The 19,578-nt window shown below is 65.1% G+C and carries 12 protein-coding genes; 4 read left to right on the top strand and 8 right to left on the bottom strand.

Going from position 1 to position 19,578, the window contains the following annotated elements:
• Positions 1-12: 12 nt before the first annotated feature.
• The 4 genes from AC1DKQ_RS03095 to AC1DKQ_RS03110 all read right to left on the bottom strand — a co-directional run bounded on the left by AC1DKQ_RS03095 (position 13) and on the right by AC1DKQ_RS03110 (position 3,956).
• Positions 13-1,098, bottom strand: coding sequence for a glycosyltransferase family 4 protein (locus AC1DKQ_RS03095; protein WP_476918193.1), 1,086 nt, complete (start codon positions 1,096-1,098; stop codon positions 13-15).
• Positions 1,095-2,021 carry an alpha/beta fold hydrolase gene (locus AC1DKQ_RS03100; protein ID WP_476918194.1) on the bottom strand — a complete coding sequence of 309 codons (927 nt, stop codon included), beginning with the start codon at positions 2,019-2,021 and terminating at the stop codon, positions 1,095-1,097. The genes AC1DKQ_RS03095 and AC1DKQ_RS03100 overlap by 4 nt, the downstream gene beginning before the upstream one ends.
• A gap of 11 nt (positions 2,022-2,032) precedes the next feature.
• On the bottom strand, positions 2,033-2,902 hold the full coding sequence (locus tag AC1DKQ_RS03105; protein WP_476918195.1) for an aldo/keto reductase: 870 nt from the start codon (positions 2,900-2,902) through the stop codon (positions 2,033-2,035).
• Positions 2,903-2,993: 91 nt separating this feature from the next.
• Positions 2,994-3,956 (bottom strand): sugar-binding transcriptional regulator, encoded by a 963-nt coding sequence (locus AC1DKQ_RS03110; protein ID WP_377984697.1) that lies wholly within the window; start codon positions 3,954-3,956, stop codon positions 2,994-2,996.
• A gap of 123 nt (positions 3,957-4,079) precedes the next feature.
• Here AC1DKQ_RS03110 and AC1DKQ_RS03115 point away from each other — a divergent pair, with 123 nt between their 5' ends.
• The 3 genes from AC1DKQ_RS03115 (at position 4,080) to glpK (ending at position 8,341) form a co-directional block, all read left to right on the top strand.
• Positions 4,080-5,873: a glycerol-3-phosphate dehydrogenase/oxidase gene (locus AC1DKQ_RS03115; RefSeq protein WP_476918196.1), complete on the top strand. Its 1,794-nt coding sequence runs from the start codon at positions 4,080-4,082 to the stop codon at positions 5,871-5,873.
• 158 nt (positions 5,874-6,031) lie between these two features.
• Complete coding sequence (locus tag AC1DKQ_RS03120; protein WP_476884678.1) at positions 6,032-6,784, top strand: MIP/aquaporin family protein; 753 nt, start codon at positions 6,032-6,034, stop codon at positions 6,782-6,784.
• Between the two features lie 42 nt (positions 6,785-6,826).
• On the top strand, positions 6,827-8,341 hold the full coding sequence (gene glpK / locus AC1DKQ_RS03125; protein WP_476884677.1) for a glycerol kinase GlpK: 1,515 nt from the start codon (positions 6,827-6,829) through the stop codon (positions 8,339-8,341).
• A 123-nt stretch (positions 8,342-8,464) separates the two neighbouring features.
• On the opposite strand, the gene AC1DKQ_RS03130 is transcribed toward glpK, so the two are convergent.
• From AC1DKQ_RS03130 to AC1DKQ_RS03145, 4 genes are read right to left on the bottom strand one after another with little or no spacing between them, the layout of a single operon-like run.
• Entirely contained in the window at positions 8,465-9,391 is a 927-nt protein-coding gene (locus AC1DKQ_RS03130; RefSeq protein ID WP_476918197.1) for a hypothetical protein, read from the bottom strand.
• A 27-nt stretch (positions 9,392-9,418) separates the two neighbouring features.
• Positions 9,419-12,562, bottom strand: a complete 3,144-nt coding sequence (locus AC1DKQ_RS03135; RefSeq protein ID WP_476918198.1) for an efflux RND transporter permease subunit — start codon at positions 12,560-12,562, stop codon at positions 9,419-9,421.
• Between the two features lies 1 nt (position 12,563).
• Positions 12,564-13,022, bottom strand: coding sequence for a hypothetical protein (locus AC1DKQ_RS03140; RefSeq protein ID WP_476918199.1), 459 nt, complete (start codon positions 13,020-13,022; stop codon positions 12,564-12,566).
• Positions 13,019-16,195 (bottom strand): efflux RND transporter permease subunit, encoded by a 3,177-nt coding sequence (locus AC1DKQ_RS03145; protein ID WP_476918200.1) that lies wholly within the window; start codon positions 16,193-16,195, stop codon positions 13,019-13,021. Before AC1DKQ_RS03145 ends, AC1DKQ_RS03140 begins: the two co-directional genes overlap by 4 nt.
• 847 nt (positions 16,196-17,042) lie before the next feature.
• On the opposite strand from AC1DKQ_RS03145, the gene leuS reads away from it, so the two are divergent.
• Positions 17,043-19,574 carry a leucine--tRNA ligase gene (gene leuS / locus AC1DKQ_RS03150; RefSeq protein WP_476884672.1) on the top strand — a complete coding sequence of 844 codons (2,532 nt, stop codon included), beginning with the start codon at positions 17,043-17,045 and terminating at the stop codon, positions 19,572-19,574.
• Positions 19,575-19,578: the final 4 nt, after the last annotated feature.

Genomic DNA, 19,578 nt, shown 5'->3' on the forward strand with positions numbered 1-19,578 from the left:
CCGCAGCCAGGGCTAGCTCTTGCTCCGGCTCCGGAGCGCGACGGCCTCTTCGGCGACGGCCACGAGCCGCCGCGCCGACTCGTCCCAGCTGAAGTCCGCTGCCCGCTCCACCGAACGGCGGGAACGGGCCTTCCACAGGTCGGGGTCCTCGAGTTCGCGCACCGCCTCAGCAAAGTCCGACGGCGAGTCGACGTGCACGTAGCTGACGGCGTCATCACCGACTTCCCGGAAGATCGGGATGTCGCTGGCGATTACCGGCGTGCCGTGCGACATTGCCTCGACGAGCGGCAACCCATAGCCTTCGGCCCGGGACAGGCTGATCAGGGCCGTAGTGCGCGCCAGGAGGGCCTCGTACTCGGCGTCCGTCACGCCGTTGTGGAACGCGATGTTTGCGCCCTCCGGGGCCAGGGCCTCCAGTTCGGCCCGCCGCTCCGGAGCGATGCGGCTCAGCAGATGGAGGGTCATGTCCGGCAGCTCCGCCATGCCGCGGATCATCGTCTCCACGTTTTTGTAAGGCATGAAGGAACCCATGTAGAGCAGGGTCTTGTCGGCCCCTGCCCCCGGGTCGCGCGGTGTGTGGCCATGCTGTGGGGCGTTGCCCACAATCCTGACCGGGCGCCGGGTGAGCCGGTACTTTGCCATCAGGGCCGCCGTGGTGGAGCTGATGGTCGCCACGATGTCGGCCCTGTTCAGCAGGAGCCGCTGGGGCCAGAAGGCCTTGTGGTAGAGGCGCCACAGGACCCGGACCGGGGCCGGCAGGAACCCGGGCGGGGTGGGGTGCTCGTAGTAGATGAGGTCGTGCAGGGTCAGCACCAGGGCGTACTTGCGGCCCCAGCTGCCCATGGTCTGCATGGGGCACACCACCACATCCGCGCCAAGTTTGTTCACCTTCGCCGCCACGAAGAGCTCGGCCGGGGACAGCGGGCTGTTGATCAGGGTGTAGGGCACGTCCGGGAGGAGCGCGAGCTGGCGGCGATCGCTGATCAGCATCGAGACGTCGGCGATCTTGGCGGCTGCCGCGATCAGGCTGGCGCCGTACCGGCTAATGCCGTCGTGCTGGTCCAGCCGGGTGAAGCGGGCATCGATGAGAATTTTCACGCGGCGTGGTCCTTTAGGAAGCGTCGGATGTAGCGGGCGGCGGGTTCGGGGGTTTCGTAGTGGATCAGGTGCCCGACGCCGGGAATGACCTCCAGCCTCCCGTCCGGAAGCCGCGCCGCGAGTTTGTGCTGGTCCGCGAGCATGGCGATCTCGTCATTCTCTCCGGCGATCAGCAGCACGGGTAGCGTCAGTTCGGCGGCCACCTCTGTGACGTTGCTGCCGACGGAGGCCTTGAAGGCCTGCAGCAGGCTGTCCCGGTCCGCAAAAGAGGAGAAGTAGGCGCTGTGCTGGGCGTGCACGAACCGGCGGATGTCCTTGTCCCCGGTCTTGGCCATGGCCACGCTCATCACCCGCACGATCGCCTGGCTGCGCAGCAGTGCCAGCCCGAGCCGCTGGGGGAGGCGCGCCGCGGCCTCGTAGTAGAGCACCGCAAGCTTCGTCATCAGGCCCTTGGGCCCTTCGAGGGCGGGCGCTGCGATGGGATTGACCAGGATCAGTTCGGCCACGGCGCCGGGGTTGGCCGCCACGAAGTGGCTGGCGATGATCGACCCGAACGAGTGTCCCAGCAGGACGGTATCCGCGCCCAGGCCCAGCGCGGCCATGAAGCCGCCGAGGAAACGGGCGTAGGCGGGAACGCTGTGCTCGGTTCCCCCGAAGGCGGCTGAGCTGCCGAAGCCCGGCAGGTCCGGCATGATCAGGCGCATGTCCGTCAGCTGGTCCGCCACTCGGAGCAGGCCGTGGTGGTCGCCGCGGAATCCGTGCACCACCAAGATGGTGCGGGTCTCCGGGGTGACGCGAACGGGTTCGTAGACCCAGTAGGCGATTCTGGCGCCGTCAACCTCAGCGGACGCGGCCCGGGTGCGGGCGTCAAGTCCGCCGCTGAACAGGGGCGTGCGTGAGGAGCCGGTTTCCACTTGTTCCATTGGTTCGAATCCTATGCGACGTTGTCGGGGTGGGAGCCGGTCCGGAAGCCGCGTTCGAGGCCGCTGATCTCCGACATGTCCAGCGGGGTGAGTTCAAAGTCGAAAACCTCGATGTTTTCCCGGATCCGCCCGGACGAGCTGGCCTTGGGGATGGCGATGTTGCCAAGTTGCAGATGCCAGCGGAGGATAATTTGCGCCGCGGTGCGGTCGTGTTCGGCGGCGAGGGCCAGGATCACGGGGTCTTTCAGCACCTGGCCGCGGCCCAAGGGACTCCACGCCTCGGTGCGGATGCCCAGCACCTCGTGCTTTTCCCGCAGTTCATCCTGCTGCAGCCAGGGATGAAGCTCGATCTGGTTCACGGCCGGTACTACCTCGGCCGTTTGCAGGAGCCGGTCCAGGTGTTGCGGCTGGAAGTTGCAGACGCCGATTGCACGGACCTTGCCTTCGCGGTACAGCGTCTCCAGGGCCCGGTATGTGTCCGGGAACAGGCCACGCCGCGCGCACGGCCAATGGATCAGGTAGAGGTCGATGTATGCCAGGCCGAGGTTGGACATCGAGGTGTCGAACGCCCGCATCGTGTTGTCGAAGCCGTGGTCGTCATTCCAGACCTTGGTGGTGACGAAGAGGTCCTCGCGGGAAACGTAGGGCGCGGTTTCCCCCGGCTCACCGCCCGTGCCCTCAAATCCGGACAGGGCACCGATGCCCTTTCCGACGCCGGTCTCGTTGCCGTACATGGCTGCGGTGTCGAAATGCCGGTAGCCGGCCTCGACCGCCATGGTCACCAGGCTGGCGGCGTCGGCCGGGGGAACCTTGTACAGCCCGAATCCCAGCCGGTCGATCAATACGCCGTTGTTCAGGGTCAGCTGGGGCGAGAGTTTCATGACAATGACTTTACCTACTGGCGCTGGCGGGCGCCGGACCGCAGGACCCCCGGTGCCGCCCGCAGCTCCGGTGGCGGTGCGCCGTGGCCACTCAGGACAGCCCGTCGAACCGGACCAGCCTGCGGGCGCTGGCCTCATCCAGGATCAGGTCGGTGGCCAGCCCCGCCGCCAGCGCGCCCCGGAGCCCGTTGATCTTGGAGGCGCCGGACACGACGCAGATGCGGCGCCGCACCTGGCGGAGCTGGGCCAGGTCCGGCCCGGTGGACCGCTCGTTGAGCGTGATGCCGTCAGAGGATCCATCGGCCCGGAAGAACACCGTGGCAACATCGCCCACCACGTCGGAAGTCGCCAGAACGTTCAGGTCGTCTTCATCGAGGTAGCCGCCGGCGTAGACGTGGCTGGGGTAGTCGGCGTCGACCGATCCGACGCCAAAGATCGCGATGCTCATCCGGGCCTGCAGCTCCAGGATCCGCTGAACACTGCGCTCATTCCACATGGCTGTTTTGGTCGCGGCGTGATCGAAGAAAGCCGGGACGGGAAACTGTTCCACCCGTGCACCGTAGGCGCTGCCGAACCGTCGCATGATGTCGGAGGCGTAGGTGATGCCGGTGGTCTGCATGTTGCCGGCGCCGTTGAGCTGGACGATCACGCTGTCGTGGGTGATCTTTCGGGTCAGGTGACGGCTCACGGCACTCAGGGTGGAACCCCAGGCGACGCCAATGATGGCGTTGGAGTCCACCAGCGGTCCGATCGTCCGGGCGGCCTGCATGGCCACGCGGTCCAGTGTTTCCGCCTCATTCAGGGTGTCCACCACCGGGACAACGTGGACATCCACCTTGAATTCGGCGCGGATCATGCTCTCAAGTTCGGGCCCGGTGTCCAGCGGGCTCCGGATCTGGATCTGCACCAGACCCGAATCCCGGGCCGCCGACAACAGCCGTGAAACCGTGGACCGGGACGTCCGGAGCTCGCGGGCGATGGCGTCCATGGTCAGGTCCTGGAGGTAATACAGCTGGGCCGCGCGGAGGGCGTCGGACTGGCGTGAATGCGTCATGAAATTTCCCGTCTGCACGTTTGTGCATAGTGCTTGACTCCATTTTCCATTAGTCCAAAGAATAGTGTTGAACGGCGCCGCGCCACGGGCGTGCCGCACAGAACCAAACCCAAGGGAGCAGTTTTGGGACAGAAGGACTCAGTCGGCACACCGGCGAACGATCGCGCCTCGGTGCAGAAGCTGCGGACGCGGCGGCGCGCGCAGGTTTTGATCATCGGCGGCGGTATCAACGGGGTGGGCACGTTCCGTGACCTTGCCCTGCAGGGCGTCGATGTGGCGCTCGTTGAGCGCGGCGACTACTGTCAGGGGGCCAGTGGAGCCTCCTCCCACATGATCCACGGCGGCATCCGGTACCTCGAGAACGGCGAGTTCCGCCTCGTCCAGGAGTCCGTGGTCGAGCGCAACAGGCTCCTGCGGATCGCACCCCACTACGTCAAGCCGCTGCAGACCACGATCCCGATCTTCAGCACCTTCTCCGGAGTGCTGGCCGCCCCGATGCGCTTCCTGACCCATAAGCAAGGCAAGCACACTGAGCGTGGAGCGTTCCTGATCAAGCTGGGCCTGAGCATGTACGACTTCTTCTCCCGCGACGGCGGCACGGTTCCGCGGCACCAGTTCCGCGGACGCAAGCGGGCCCTGGCCGAGCTGCCCCGTCTGCACCCGGGGATCAAATACGCGGCCACCTATTTCGACGCCTCCGTCCACAACCCCGAGCGCCTCACCCTGGACGTGCTTCAGGACGGCGAGAAGGCCGGCGGCGCGGACAGCCGCACGGCCCGGGCCAGCAATTACGTCTCGCTCGTTTCGACGGGTGCCGCGGAAGGCGCCACAGGCGGAACCGGCTCCACCGGAGGCAACGGCACAACAGTCCAGTTGCGCGACGAGCTGACCGGCGAAGTGTTCGACTTCTCCGCCGACGTCATTGTGAACACCACCGGCGCCTGGGTCGACCTGACCAACGAGGCGATGGGGGCGGCGTCGTCGTTCATGGGCGGAACCAAAGGTTCGCACATCGTGCTGGACCATCCGGAGCTGCTGGCGGCGTGCAACGGCCGGGAGATCTTTTTCGAGCACACCGACGGCCGGATCGTGCTGATCTATCCGATGGGGGACCGCGTCCTGGTCGGCACCACCGACGTCGACGCCGACATGGCTCAGGACGCCGTCTGCACCGACGCGGAAATCGACTACTTCTTCGACCTGATCGGGCACGTGTTCCCCGGCATCCCCGTGGACCGGGAACAGGTGGTCTACACCTTCTCCGGTGTGCGCCCGCTTCCGAGGCATGACGCGACCCAGCCCGGGTTCGTCAGCCGGGACTACAGGATCGAACGCCGTGTGGCTTCGGGCGGGGCCGTCCTCAGCCTCGTGGGCGGCAAGTGGACCACGTTCCGGGCCCTCGCCGAGCATCTGAGCAACGACGTCCTGGCCGAACTCGGCATGGAACGGAAGGTCTCGACGGCGCAGCTCGCCATCGGCGGCGGCGCCGGCTTCCCGGACAGCGAGGACGGTGTCCAGCGGTGGATCAAGGCCCACATGTCGGCCGGCCGCGACGCCGCCCGCGTCACCGGGCTGCTGACCCGCTACGGGACCCGTGCCGAGGAAGTCATCCGATTCCTGGATGCGGACCCGGCCGGTGCACCCGACAGGCCGCTGCACTCCACCCGCGAGCTCAGCACCCGTGAATTGGAGTTCATGGCGGCGCACGAGCAGGTCGGACACCTCGTGGACGTGCTCATCCGCCGCACCTCGTTGGCTTTCCGGGGACTCGTGACCGGGGAACTGCTGAACGAAGTTGCCGACACACTTTCGGGCCCGCTCGGCTGGGACGCGGCTCGCCGGGCCAAGGAGATCAGCCACACGCAGGAGGTGCTTGAGCGGTTCCACCGCGTCCAGGTCCACAGCCTGGTCGCCTGATACGGCTTGCGTGCCCGGGCGGGGAAGCCCGGGTGCAAGCACTGCGCGGTCCGCCCCGGCGGCCGGCGCAGTGGCTGGCCGGCAGCACCAACATGCTGCCGGCCCCACGGCCCTTCAAACTCGCGAAGGGCCGACAACAGAAAATAGAGGAGTCAAAGATGTCTCTTGGAATAGTATTCCTGTCCGAAGTATTCGGAACCGCAATGCTGACCCTGTTGGGTTGCGGCGTTGTGGCCAACGTTGCGCTCAGAGGCACCAAGGGCAACAACGGCGGGTTCCTCATGGTCACCTGGGGGTGGGGCATTGCCGTCTTCTGCGGTGTCTATGTTGCCGTCCAGTCCGGGTCGCACCTGAACCCCGCGGTCACCTTTGGCCTGCTGCTCAACGGCAAGAGGTTGTACGCCCCCGGCGTTCCGGTCGACTTCGCCTCAACCCTGACGTACTTCGGCGGTGAACTTGTTGGTGCCTTCCTTGGCGCAGTCATCATGTGGGTGGCCTACCGGCAGCACTTTGACGTCGAGACCGAGCCCGCCAGCAAGCTGGCCGTCTTCTCCACCGGCCCCGCGATCCGCTCCAACCCGTGGAACCTGGCCACCGAGATCATCGGCACCTTTGTCCTCGTGTTCGTCATCCTGACCTTCGGAGGGACACCTTCCGGACTCGGCCCGCTGGCGGTCGCCCTGCTCGTTGTGGGCATCGGCGTTTCCCTCGGCGGTCCCACCGGCTACGCCATCAACCCGGCCCGTGACCTTGGCCCCCGCGTCGCCCATGCCCTGCTCCCGATCAAGGGCAAAGGGTCTTCCGACTGGAGCTACTCCTGGATCCCGGTGGTGGGACCGCTGATCGGTGGCGGCCTTGCGGGACTTGTGGCCGCGGTGGTGCCGATCATCCCCCCTGTACTTCCTCTCTAACTGCCAGTTCAACTGCCACGCCAAACAGACAAGGACGTCAATATGAACCAGTACGTAGTTGCAATCGACCAGGGCACCACGAGCACGCGCGCCATCGTGTTCGACCACAGCGGCAGCATTGTCTCCTCGGGCCAGATGGAGCATGAGCAGATTTTCCCCCAGGCCGGCTGGGTGGAGCACAATCCTGCTGAAATCTGGAACAACACCCGCGAAGTGATCGGCTCGGCCCTGTCCAAGGCGAACCTGACCCGGCACGACATCGCCGCCGTCGGCATCACCAACCAGCGCGAAACGGCCGTTGTGTGGGACAAGACCACCGGCGAGGCGATCTACAACGCCATCGTGTGGCAGGACACCCGCACCCAGCCGATCGTGGACGAGCTCGCGAAAGAGGGGGGCGCAGACCGCTTCAAGCAGAAGGTGGGCCTGCCGCTGGCGACCTACTTCTCCGGCACCAAGATCAAGTGGATCCTGGACAACGTCGAAGGCGCCCGGGCCAAGGCGGAGGCCGGCGACCTCGTCTTCGGCAACACCGACTGCTGGGTGCTCTGGAACCTGACCGGCGGGACCGACGGCGGAGTGCACGTCACCGACGTGACCAACGCCTCGCGGACCATGTTCATGGACCTCGAGACGCTGTCCTGGGACCAGGAGATCCTGGACGCTTTCGGCGTCCCGGCCTCCATGATGCCGACCATCAAGTCCTCCTCCGAGGTCTACGGCACAGTGCACACCTCCCAATTGCTGCGCGAGGTTCCGGTGGCCGGCATCCTCGGCGACCAGCAGGCGGCCACGTTCGGCCAGGCGGCGTTCGACGCCGGTGAAGCCAAGAACACGTACGGCACGGGCTGCTTCCTGATCTTCAACACGGCCGAGGAAATTATCCACTCCAAGAACGGGCTGCTGACCACCGTTGGCTACAAGCTCGGTGACGCGGCGCCGCATTACGCGCTGGAGGGCTCCATCGCCGTCACCGGCTCGCTCATCCAGTGGCTGCGGGATAATCTCGGCCTGATCAGCAGCGCCCCGGAGGTCGAGACCCTCGCGGCCTCGGTGGAGGACAACGGCGGCGTGTACATTGTGCCGGCGTTCTCGGGCCTCTTCGCGCCGTACTGGCGTTCAGACGCCCGCGGCGCCATTGTGGGCCTGACCCGCTTTGTGAACAAGAACCACATCGCCCGCGCGGCGCTGGAGGCCACAGCCTTCCAAACCCGCGAGGTGCTGGACGCCGTCAACGCCGACTCCGGCGTGCCGCTGACGGAACTGAAGGTCGACGGCGGCATGGTCGCCAACGACGCACTCATGCAGTTCCAGGCGGACATCCTCGGCGTGCCGGTCATCCGTCCGAAGGTAGTGGAGACGACCGCGCTGGGCGCAGCCTACGCGGCCGGCCTGGCGGTCGGATTCTGGAAGGACCTGGGCGAGTGCTCTGCAAACTGGGCCGAGGACAAGCGGTGGGAACCGCAAATGGACCAGTCCGAGCGGGAACGCCAGATGCGCCTCTGGAAGAAGGCCATCACCAAGTCCATGGACTGGGTTGACGAGGACGTCCGGTAGGGGCATCCTGACCCGCAGGCCGGGCACGGCTTCGGCGCACAATGAGGAGCTCCGGTCAGGGAAACCTGGCCGGAGCTCCTCATTTTGCCGCCTCCGATTCGTCCCTCAGGACAAGGGACGCACTTACCGGGTGCTCACAACAGCGCGCGGCGTCTTGGCGTAGACGTCCTTGCTGACCGTGTAGCCGCGGCGGTCAATCGTCAGCGCTTGCTTATTGACGCTGGCCAGTTCCGTTCGGTTGAGCTTCTTGATCTTGACCAGGTCCATGAACTCCTGGTCTTGGCCGCCCACGGCGGTCACTTTGATAAGCCCGGTCCCGGGAGCGTAGTACTTGCGCTGATGGCCAGCGCTCGGGGGATCCAGCGGGTTGAACTCATCGATCACCATGACGTCGTCGTAGCACCCCGCGGGGACACAGACGCACAGGTCCTTGTATTTGACGTCACCGCAGTCCAGGAAGTCCACGCTGGGGGCGTAGGCCTGGACGTAGGCCGGTGTGTTCCGGTGTGGCCGGGCCTGCATCGCAATGCCGGCACGGGCTTTGTCGATGCCGCTGATGAACGTGCTGGGGGCGCCGACAAGCTTGCCGTTCTCGTACTCCTCCGGATACTCGCCGAAGAGCCACACCGTCCCCTTCCTCGTCTGGGCGAAGAATGCGAGCTCGGACTCCACGAGTTCACCGTCGGAGTAGTCCCGGTCCCAAATCGCGATCGTCTTGACCCCGTCGATGACCTTGGTCAGGCCCGTCACGATGCTGACCACCGTACGGGCGGTCGTCCCGTCCGGCGAGACTACCTTGCCCGTGGTGGTGCGATGCATTCCGGGCTTGAGTGTGAGCCACTTGTTGTCAATGTCCGGCTTCGACGGGAAAGCGGAACGGTGGAACGACAACGCCGAGCCGGGGCCGCACAGTTCCTTCGAACTGGCGGCCGCCGGGGTGGCAGCCGGAGCGGCCGCCACCGCCGTCGCCGCGGTCGCCACCGTCAGGGACGCCACCACCAGCAGGAGCGCGGACCCGTAAGCGGTAAATCTCTTAGATCGTGGAGTCATCTGACTGCCCTCTCATGCGTGGTTGGGTTAGGCGGCTGGTACGGGTTCCGGGTCGCGGGACCCGCGATCACGTGCCGGGCCCTTCTTCGCGAACCGAAGGTAGAGCGACGGAACGATGAAAAGGTTGACCAGTGTCGAAGTCACCAGCCCGCCCAGGATCACCACGGCCATGGGGTGCTCGATCTCATGGCCGGGCCGGTTACCCATCACCACCAGCGGCACCAGCGCGAGCGCGGTGGCGAGCGTGGTCATCAGGATTGGCGACAAGCGTTCGGCCGCGCCCCGCAGGACCAGGTCCCGGCCGAACGGCACGCCCTCGAACTGCTCCAGATGCTGGAAGTGGTTGATGAGCAGGATGCCGTTGCGGGCGGCGATGCCCATCACTGTCAGGAACCCGACCAGCGACCCGAGGGACAGGATTCCGCCGCTCATGTGCGCGGCGATCACCCCGCCAACCAGTGCTACTGGCAGCGTCAGGATGCCAAGGGTGGCAAGCCGCCAGCTGTGGAATGCCGCCTGGAGCAGGAGGAACACCACAACCAGGGCGCCGGCCGAGAAGAGGAGAAGCCGTTGTGAGGCAGCCTGCCGCTCTGCGTATTCGCCCAGGATCTCCGCGTTGTAACCAGTGGAGAACTCCACGGCCTTGAGGTCGGATTCGAGTTTCTCGACCACTTTTGCGAGATCGCCCTCCTTGACGTTGGCGCTGACATCGAGTCGGCGGGACCCTTCCGAACGCTCAATGACGTTGGGGGTGGGCTTGACCGTGATCTTGGCGACATCGGCCACCCGGATCACCCGACCGCTGGGAGTGTCCAAGGGGAGGTTCTCGATGCTCGTGACGCTGGTCCGGATCGCGGGAGGACTCCAGACCTGGACGTCGTAGGCTCTGCCGTCGCGGTAGACGTCGCCCACCTCCTCACCGGACACCAGGGTGGCTGCGGCACGGCGGACGTCACCGGGCTTCAGGCCGTAGCGGTTGGCGGCGTCCAGATTCACCTCAACGTCCACCTGCGGAACATTGACCTGCAGAGCGACTTTGGCTCCGATTGCCCCCTCGATGTCTGCAAGGACAGTCTTGACCTTGTCCGCCTGCTTCTTCAGCGTGGCGAGGTCATCACCGTATACACGGACGACGATCGAGTAGCCCGTGCCGGTGAGCACCTCGCGGACACGTTCCTTCAGGTAGGTCTGGACGTCACGGTGGATGCCGGGGTACCCGTCCACTACCTGCTGGATAGAGGCCAGCGTCTTGTCGTAGTCGACCGAGGGGTCAACGCTGATCCAGTTCTCGCCAAAGTTGACGCCCACCACCTCATCGGCGGCGAAAGCCTGACCGATGTGGGATCCGCAGTTGTTGACGCCCGGAATGGTCATCAGCTCCCTGCAGGCCAGTTGGCTCACGCGCACTTCCTCGGCATTGGACGTGCCGGGTTGCGTGACCCAGTGCATGAGGAAGTCGCGTTCCTTGAACGACGGCAACAGCGATTGACCCAGGAGCGGTGCCGCTATGATTCCGACGACGCCGAGCGCCGCCACCGCGAGATAGCCCGGCAGTGGCCGCTTCACAATGGGTCGCAGGGCCGCGCCGTACCAGCGCTTGAGGACCCGGACCACCGGCGGATCCCGATCTTCGAGCTTGGCATTGCGCAGGAAGATGTACGCCATCGCCGGGGTGACCGTGAGGGCCACCAGCATGGACGCCATCACGGCCAGCGTGTAGGACGTCGCCAGGGGGCGGAAGAAGGCGCCGGTCAGCCCGTCCAGGAAGAAGATCGGCACTGTGGCGGCGACGATAATCAGGGTGGCGTAGACAATGGGGGCGCGAACTTCCAGGGAGGCGTTGACGACCACACGGGCGGTACTCTCGGTCCCGCCGCTGGCCCGGTGGTGCCGGAGTCGTCGGACGATGTTCTCGACGTCGATGATGGCATCGTCCACCACCACCCCCACGGCAATCACGAGCCCTGCAAGCACCATCGTATTAATCGTGCCCCCGGTCCAATAGAGCACCAGGGCGGCGGCCATCAGCGACAACGGGATGGCCGTCACGCTCACAAGCGCCGTCCGCCATTGGAACAGGAAGACACTAAGCACCAGGACCACCAGGAAGCAGCCCAGCAGCAACGCGAGGCTCAGGTTGCCGAGGGACTCCTCGATGAACGAGGCAGGTCGGAACAGGGTGGTGTCGACCGCGATCCCGGTCAGGCCGGGCTGGAGTTCCTTCAGCGCTTCCTCAACCCCGCGCGTGACCTCGAGCGTGTTGCCCCAGGGCAGTTTTTCGACAATGAGCATCAGTCCAGGGCCGCCGTTGATGACCGCGTCACCGATCAGTTGCTGGTGGTCCTCCACGACGTTGGCCACGTCGGCAAGACGCAGGGGAGGCATTCCCTGACGGTCCTCCAATGGCACCTGGGCCAGGTCCGCCGGAGACGTGATGGGTTGTACGTGCCTGATGGTCATGCTCTGGTTGGGCGTTTCCAGCGCCCCTCCTGTGCCGATCAAGGCGCCGGGAGAGTACTTGAGCAGGCCCGCGTCCAAGGCGTCGGACGTGGAGTTCATGACGGAGTCCAGTGTGACCTTGTTGGCCGCCAGCTTGGCCGGATCAACCTGGACCTGCAGCATCTGAAGGCGTTCGCCCCAGATCGCCACGTTCGCGACGCCCGGCACCCGCAGGAGATGTGCCCGGATATTCCAGTAGGAAATCATGGACATCTCGATCAGGGAGCGGCTCTCGGAAGACAGCCCGATCTTCATGACACGGCTGGTGGACGACAGCGGCTGGAGCATCAGCGGCGGCGCTGCCCACGTGGGCAGCGTCGGTATGACCGTTGCCATCCGCTCCGAGACCAGTTGCCTGGCGGTGAGCAGATCAGTTCCGGGCTTGAACTCCATCACAATCGCGGACAGCTGCGACACAGACTTGGACCGCATCTGGTCCAGGCCGTCTATGCCGTTGAAGGCCTGCTCCATCGGGACCGTTACGAGTTCCTCAACTTCGGAGGCGGTGAGTCCCAGACACGCCGTCTGGACCTCGACGCGGGGCGGTGCAAACTCCGGGAAAACATCCACAGAAGCTCTGCTGAGTTGCGCGCCGCCCACGATCATGAGGGCCGCCGCCATCGCAATGATGATCGATCGGAACCTCAGACTTGCTGCGACAATACGGCGCATGTCAGTGCGCCGTATCGAATTCAGCGCCGAAGAGTTCAGCCGCGCCGACGGTCACGATGGTGGTACCGGCAGCGGGGCCGGCCGAGGCCGTCACCAGTCCGTTCTCCACCTTGGCTACGGTGACCGCCTGCCGCTGGTAAACCCGCGGGGCCGGGTTGGTGTAGACCCAGGTTTTTCCGCTGGCGTCATAGAGCAGCGCGGCGTAGGGCACGACGACGTCCTTCCCCTTGCCGGCCTTGACGGTTTCGGTCTTCAGATCCAGGCGTTCGACTCCCTTTTCGGTCAAGGTCAGCTTTGCGATGCCTGTTGCGGCATTCTTTTCCACCTTGGCTGGTTCGTTGGCTGCTACGACGGCGGGTGCCGCCGCCGTCGTCTGGGCACATGCGGGCAGCGCGAACAGAAGTGCTGCACATACGGCGGCCGCCAGGGGCAGGCGCCGCAGGGGCTGTTGGCTGGTCATTTTGCTTCCACCTTTTCCTGCGTAACGGGCTGGACGGGAACTTCGGCCTCGTAGACTTCGGCCCACTCTTCCGGGGCGGCCTTTGGCCCAAACCAGAGTGCGAGCAGGGGGAGTACGAAGATCCCGATGAGAGTTGTTGTGATGAGTCCGCTGACAATGATCAGGGCCATCGGACCCAGTAGGGCCCAGCCCACGGCGCCGCCGAAAAGTCCCGGCGGGAACAGGATCGCAATTGTGATCAGGGCGGCCTTGAGGATGGGCGATACCCGGTCCCGGGCCGCCATCATGATGACTTTGTCAGGGGGGTCGTGTGGGGCAGCCCGCCACAGCTCATCCGTCCTGGCCGAGAGCAGCGTCGCGTTGCGGACGGCGATAGCCAACACCGCGGCAAACGCCGTGAGCGCCAGTACGGTGATGGCGCCTCCCGCGATCCACGCTGCCACGGCGGACCCCGCCAGCGCTGCCGGCAGGGAAAGGAAGACGGCAAGCGCCAGCTTCCAGCTCCGCACGGCTGTCTGGAGAAGGAGCAGGATTGCCAGGAGGGCGGCCGCGCCGATCCAGAGAACCAGGGCGTCGCCGGCGAGCTGTTCACTGTACTTCGTGGGGATTTCGGCGTGGTATTCAAGCGGAAACTGGATCTGCTCGATCGCCGTGTTGATATCGCGCTGGATATCAGCAAGCGGCCGCCCGCTGACCTCGGCCACGACATCGATCCGGCGCGAGGTGTCATCGTGCTGGATCACGACTTCATTGGGGACGAGCCGGACATCGGCGATCTGGCCCAGCTGAACCTGGCCGCCGTTGGGCGTGTCGAGCAGGAGTTCACGGATGCTGGTCAGGTCATCCCTGACACCCACCGCGCCGCGCACCACCACTTCAAAGACCTTTTGCTGTTCGAAGAGGTTGCCCACGACGATGCCTTGCATCAGGGCGGCAGCGGCGCGCCGTGCGTCGCCGGGTTTGATTCCGACCTTCTGCGCCGCCTCAAGGTTGACCTCGACTTCGACGATGGGCGTCATGGCGCTGGCATTGATCGTCGGGTTCTTCACGCCGTCGACCTTTTCGATGGCCTTGCGGACCTCTTCGGCCTTCTCGCGCAGCACGGGCAAGTCGGTTCCGTAAACGCGGACGGCGAATCCCGGATCCATGCTGCTGCGCTGTTGACCAATCTTCTGCTGGGAGTAGTTCACCACGTTGTGGGCGATGCCCGGGTAGCCCTGGACGACCTCACGGACCGCCTTCTCCGTTTCGCTGAAGTTGGCATCGGGTGTGATGGATACCCAGAGTTCCGCGGAGCTGTTCCCCACAACCTTGTCGGAGGAGATGGCGCGGCCGATATGCCCGCCCACTCCCGAAACGCCCGGCAGGGTCCGCAGTTCATCGGACGCCTTCGACGCCACCCGGCGGACCTCGTCGGTGGACGTGCCCGCCATCGAGTCCCACTGCACCAGGAGCGTGCGATCCGGAATCGTCGGAACGACCGCCCGGTTTCCGGCCAGTTGGGAGGCGGCGGCCAGTCCCAGCAGTCCCACTACGGCGACAGCGACGATGCCGAGCGCGGTGCGGGAGCGTGCGCCCTCCAGGGCCCGGTTGTAGTAGGACCTGGTCCGGACAACAGTGGCCGAGTCCGCCCGCCGGGCCTTCCCAGCGGGGAGCAGGAGATATGCCAGGACCGGTGTCACGGACAAACCCACCAGCATTGAAGCGGCAAGCGCCAGCGCCAGGGACCAGAAGAGGGGCCGGAAGAACGCACCGCCGACTCCCGTAACGAACAGCGTCGGAACCAGCGCGAGGGCCATGATGAGCGACCCGTGGAACAGCGGGGTGCGGACGCTGCGGACAAGCTGGACCATGCGGAACCTGATGGTGGCATCAGTCTCGGTCTCCGTGGTCCGCAACGGCCGGCGCCGCTGCGCCTGCACATCCTCCACGATGTCTCCGACAATCACGGAAACACCCAGGATGATGCCGGCCAGGATCGAGATATTCAGGGTGGAGTCGAGCAAGTAGAGCACCACTGAAGCCGCCATGACTGTCGTGGTTATCGCCACGAGGGCGATCACGGCGACACGCCATGAACGGAAGAGGACCCAGAAGAGCAGGACGGTGATCAGGAGGCTCACGAGGAGCGCCACGCCGAGTCCGTCCACGGCATCTTGCAGGAATGAGGCCGGCCGGAAGACGGAGGTATCCATCTGAATTCCAGAAAGCCCGGGCTGCATGTCGTTCAGGGCAGCTTCGATGTCCTTGGTGACCTGCAGCGTGCTGGTTCCGGGGAATTTCTCGACGACCAGCAGGAGGCCTGCATCCTGGCCGACGACCGCATCGCCGATCAGCGGCTGGTGGTCTTCCTTCACCTGTGCAATGTCACCCAGGAGCACGGGAGGCTGGGCGTCCTCGACGCTGACCTTGGCCAGGTCCGCGGGCGTTCGGATGGGCAGGACGTGCTGAATGCCCAGGCGCTGGCTGGGGGACTCCACAAACCCGCCCGTGCCGGGGGTCGACGCTTCAAGGAAGCTCAGCGGCGACACCCACACTGCATTGCCCGTGGTCTTGATGATCTGTTCGAGCGTGATGCCCTTGTCGCGCATCTGCGCCGGGGTCACTTCGACCTGAAGCTGCTGCTCGCGCTGTCCCCAAATGGAAACGTTGGCAACACCGGGAATGCCGATCAGCCGCGGCTTGATCTTCCACCGGGCCAGGACGGACATTTCGATCCCGGAGAGCTCCTTGGAATTCATCCGGACCATCAGGACGCGGCTGGTTGACGACAGCGGTTGCATGATCAGGGGCGGCGCGGAGACTTGCGGCAGCGCGTGGGCCTGGGTCATGCGTTCGGCCACCAGCTGGCGGGCGCGCAGAAGGTCGGTGCCCGGCTCGAACACGAGCTCGATGGAGGACAGGCCAGGAACGGACTTGGACCGGATTTCATCGAGCCATGCCACCCCGTTCAGGAGGTCGGCTTCCATCGGAGCGGTGATGAGCTGTTCGACTTCGGCAGCTGAGAGGCCCAAGGCCTCGGTCTGGATCTCGACGTGCGCGGGAGCAAACTCGGGCATGCTGTCGATGGCTACATGGGGGACATTCACTACCCCAAAGGCAATGAGTCCGGCGGCCACGGCGAGAACCAGGATGCGGAACTGCAGACTGAAACGAGTGATCCAGCCGAACATGGCTAGCTCTGTTCCAGGGAGCCGGCGTCGCGAATGCGGCCGGCGGGAGTTTTCGGTGGGTGCACGGAAGAATTGCGCAAGTGATACATGACAGGCTCCTCAACCCGAGACCATTTGCGAATCCCCCCTAGAGATCCATTTGCTGATCTTTATCGAATAGTGTCCCCAACTGAATCTTTTGGCAAGATTAAAATTGTTAGCCCCATCACCGGCTTTTCACGGGTTTCTCCCAGCTTGAAGCCGCATAATGCCCTTTCCGCACAAACTTCGTGGGACTACCCGGGCTCCCGCAGGCAGTCACCCCAGTATTGATCGTTTCAATACCTGTTTTAGCTTTAGGAGCCACCTGGAATTCGGTTTCAATTGCTCGCCTTGGGCATTTGTCAATAGGCCGAAAGTACCGCAATTCCACGCGTATGGCATTTGTAACAATTGTGGACCTAGCGGCCCGCGAAGGTCGCCGGAACGCGAGTCGACTGTGACTACCGGGCAGCCCCGGAGCCGTCGGTTCAGCGCGAACCAGCCCGAGGGGCTAAAGTGGTCCTATGCGCGCCGTGCTCCTGCTTAGCTAGCCGCCCGGCATCCCGACGAGACCTCGATTCCGAAGCGTCCCCGGATTGCCGAGCGGCGGCCCCTCCATGTCGAGGGGCTTTTGTGTGTCCGGGGTAAATTTCGGGGCCGCACAGCACGAAGTAACAGCAGGAGTAGCACGTACGAACGTATGGAGTCAGGGCCGGGCAACCGGCCGTGACGGTGCAGACTTGATGGTGAACAGGCCTGGCGGCAGGCAGGCCTGAAGGTAGGCAGGCTTGGGATGACAAGCCGCATAGAACAGAAGAGGCCAGCAGTGAGCGTTCAGCCGGAAACACAGACCGGATCACCAGCAGCCGCGGCGGAGGGGCCCGAGGAAGGTGCCTACAGCTTCGCGGCAATGGAATCCAAATGGCCACAGGTCTGGGAAGACCTGAAGGTCTTCACGCCGCTCGACGACGGCTCAAAGGAACGCCGCTATGTGCTGGACATGTTCCCGTATCCTTCCGGTGACCTTCACATGGGCCACGCCGAGGCATTCGCGATGGGCGACGTCGTGGCGCGCTACCTGCGCCAGCAGGGCTACGACGTGCTGCACCCGATCGGCTGGGACTCCTTCGGCCTGCCCGCAGAGAACGCCGCGATCAAGCGCAACGCGCACCCCAGTGAGTGGACCTACGCCAACATCGACACCCAGGCGGCGTCGTTCAAGCGCTACGCCATTTCAGCGGACTGGTCCCGCCGGCTGCACACCTCCGACCCGGGGTATTACCGCTGGACCCAGTGGCTGTTCAAGCGCTTCTACGAGCGTGGACTGGCCTACCGCAAGAATTCGCCGGTTAACTGGTGCCCCAAAGACCAGACTGTGCTGGCCAACGAACAGGTAGTCAATGGCGCCTGCGAGCGGTGCGGCACGCCCGTCACAAAGAAGTCCTTGAACCAGTGGTACTTCAAGATCACGGACTACGCCGACCGCCTGCTCGATGACATGGACGAACTGCGCGGGCACTGGCCCGAGCGCGTCCTGGCCATGCAGAAGAACTGGATAGGCCGCTCCGAGGGCGCCCACGTCAACTTCGTGATCGAGGCCGCCGGCGGCAAGGCCGCCAAGGATGTCACCGTTTTCACGACGCGTCCGGACACCCTCTACGGCGCCACCTTCTTCGTCGTCGCCGCGGACGCACCGCTAGCCGTCGAACTGGTCACGGACGAGCACGCCGCAGCCCTGGACGCCTACCGCGAACAAGTTAAGGCGCTGTCCGAAATCGAGCGCCAGTCCACTGAGCGCGAGAAGACCGGCGTCTTTACAGGGCGCTACGCGATCAACCCGCTCAATGGCGAGAAGCTGCCTGTGTGGGCCGCGGACTATGTCCTGGCCGACTATGGCACGGGCGCCATCATGGCCGTCCCGGCCCATGACCAGCGCGACCTCGACTTCGCCAAGACCTTTGACCTGCCCGTCCGGGCAGTACTGGACACCGGCGAGGAAGACCCCGCGACCACGGGCATCGCCACCATAGGCGAGGGTACCCTGATCAACTCCGGCCCCCTGGACGGGCTGCCGAAGGCCGAGGCCATCCCGGCCGCCATCGAGATCCTGCGTGAGCTGGGCACAGGCGAGAAGTTCGTGAACTTCCGCCTGCGTGACTGGCTGCTCAGCCGGCAGCGGTTCTGGGGCACCCCGATCCCCATCATCCACTGCCCGGCCTGCGGCGAGGTCCCGGTCCCGGACGATCAGCTGCCTGTGACCCTGCCTGCGGATCTGCGCGGCGAAGACCTGTCCCCGAAGGGCACGTCCCCGCTGGCCGCGGTCGAAAGCTGGGTCAATGTCGAGTGCCCCAACTGCCACGGCCCGGCAAAGCGGGACACCGACACCATGGACACGTTCGTGGATTCCTCCTGGTACTTCCTGCGCTTTGTCTCCCCGCAGTACACGGAAGGCCCGTTCGATCCGGAAAAGATCAACGACTGGATGCCGGTTGGCCAGTACGTCGGAGGCGTTGAGCACGCGATCCTGCATCTGCTCTATGCGCGGTTCTTCACCAAGGTCATCCACGACCTGGGCATGATCGACGCGGACGAACCGTTCAGTGCGCTGCTGAACCAGGGCCAGGTGCTCAACGGCGGCAAGGCCATGAGCAAGTCCCTGGGCAACGGCGTCGACCTCAGCGAACAACTGGACAAGTTCGGCGTGGACGCCGTACGCCTGACCATGATCTTCGCCTCCCCGCCGGAGGACGACGTCGATTGGGCGGACGTATCGCCGTCGGGTTCCGCGAAGTTCCTGGCCCGCGCCTGGCGCCTCGGCCAGGATGTGTCGAGCGCACCCGGCGTCGACTTCGCCACCGGTGACCGTGCACTCCGCACCGTCACGCACCGCACTATTGCCGATGCGCAGGCCCTGCTGGACAACAACAAGTTCAACGTGGTTGTGGCAAAGCTGATGGAACTGGTCAACGCAACCCGCAAAGCTATTGACGCAGCCAGCGGTGCCGGCGGCGCGGACCCTGCCGTCCGCGAAGCTGTAGAAGCCGTGGCCGTCATCCTGAGCCTGTTTGCTCCGTACACCGCCGAGGACCTGTGGAACGTCCTGGGGCACCCTGCCTCGGTGGCCAACGCCGGCTGGCCCGCGCACGACGACGCCTTGCTCGTGGAGGACACGGTCACGGCTGTCGTCCAGGTGCAGGGCAAGGTGCGGGACCGCCTGGAGGTTTCCCCCGACATTTCTGAAGAGGATCTTCGCGAACTCGCGCTGGCCTCGGAAAATGTCCAGCGCGTCCTCGACGGCCGTGCCCTCCGCACGGTGATCGTGCGGGCGCCTAAACTGGTCAACATCGTCCCGGCCTAACCGC

It is taken from the genome of Arthrobacter sp. 05L421 (genome assembly GCF_056397785.1).

Excerpts from the sequence above, each read along its gene's own strand:
- AC1DKQ_RS03100 (WP_476918194.1), bottom strand. The coding sequence starts at position 2,021 with ATGGAACAAGTGGAAACCGGCTCCTCACGCACGCCCCTGTTCAGCGGC.
- AC1DKQ_RS03105 (WP_476918195.1), bottom strand. The coding sequence starts at position 2,902 with ATGAAACTCTCGCCCCAGCTGACCCTGAACAACGGCGTATTGATCGAC.
- AC1DKQ_RS03110 (WP_377984697.1), bottom strand. The coding sequence starts at position 3,956 with ATGACGCATTCACGCCAGTCCGACGCCCTCCGCGCGGCCCAGCTGTAT.
- AC1DKQ_RS03120 (WP_476884678.1), top strand. The coding sequence starts at position 6,032 with ATGTCTCTTGGAATAGTATTCCTGTCCGAAGTATTCGGAACCGCAATG.
- glpK (WP_476884677.1), top strand. The coding sequence starts at position 6,827 with ATGAACCAGTACGTAGTTGCAATCGACCAGGGCACCACGAGCACGCGC.
- AC1DKQ_RS03130 (WP_476918197.1), bottom strand. The coding sequence starts at position 9,391 with ATGACTCCACGATCTAAGAGATTTACCGCTTACGGGTCCGCGCTCCTG.
- AC1DKQ_RS03135 (WP_476918198.1), bottom strand. The coding sequence starts at position 12,562 with ATGCGCCGTATTGTCGCAGCAAGTCTGAGGTTCCGATCGATCATCATT.
- AC1DKQ_RS03140 (WP_476918199.1), bottom strand. The coding sequence starts at position 13,022 with ATGACCAGCCAACAGCCCCTGCGGCGCCTGCCCCTGGCGGCCGCCGTA.
- AC1DKQ_RS03145 (WP_476918200.1), bottom strand. The coding sequence starts at position 16,195 with ATGTTCGGCTGGATCACTCGTTTCAGTCTGCAGTTCCGCATCCTGGTT.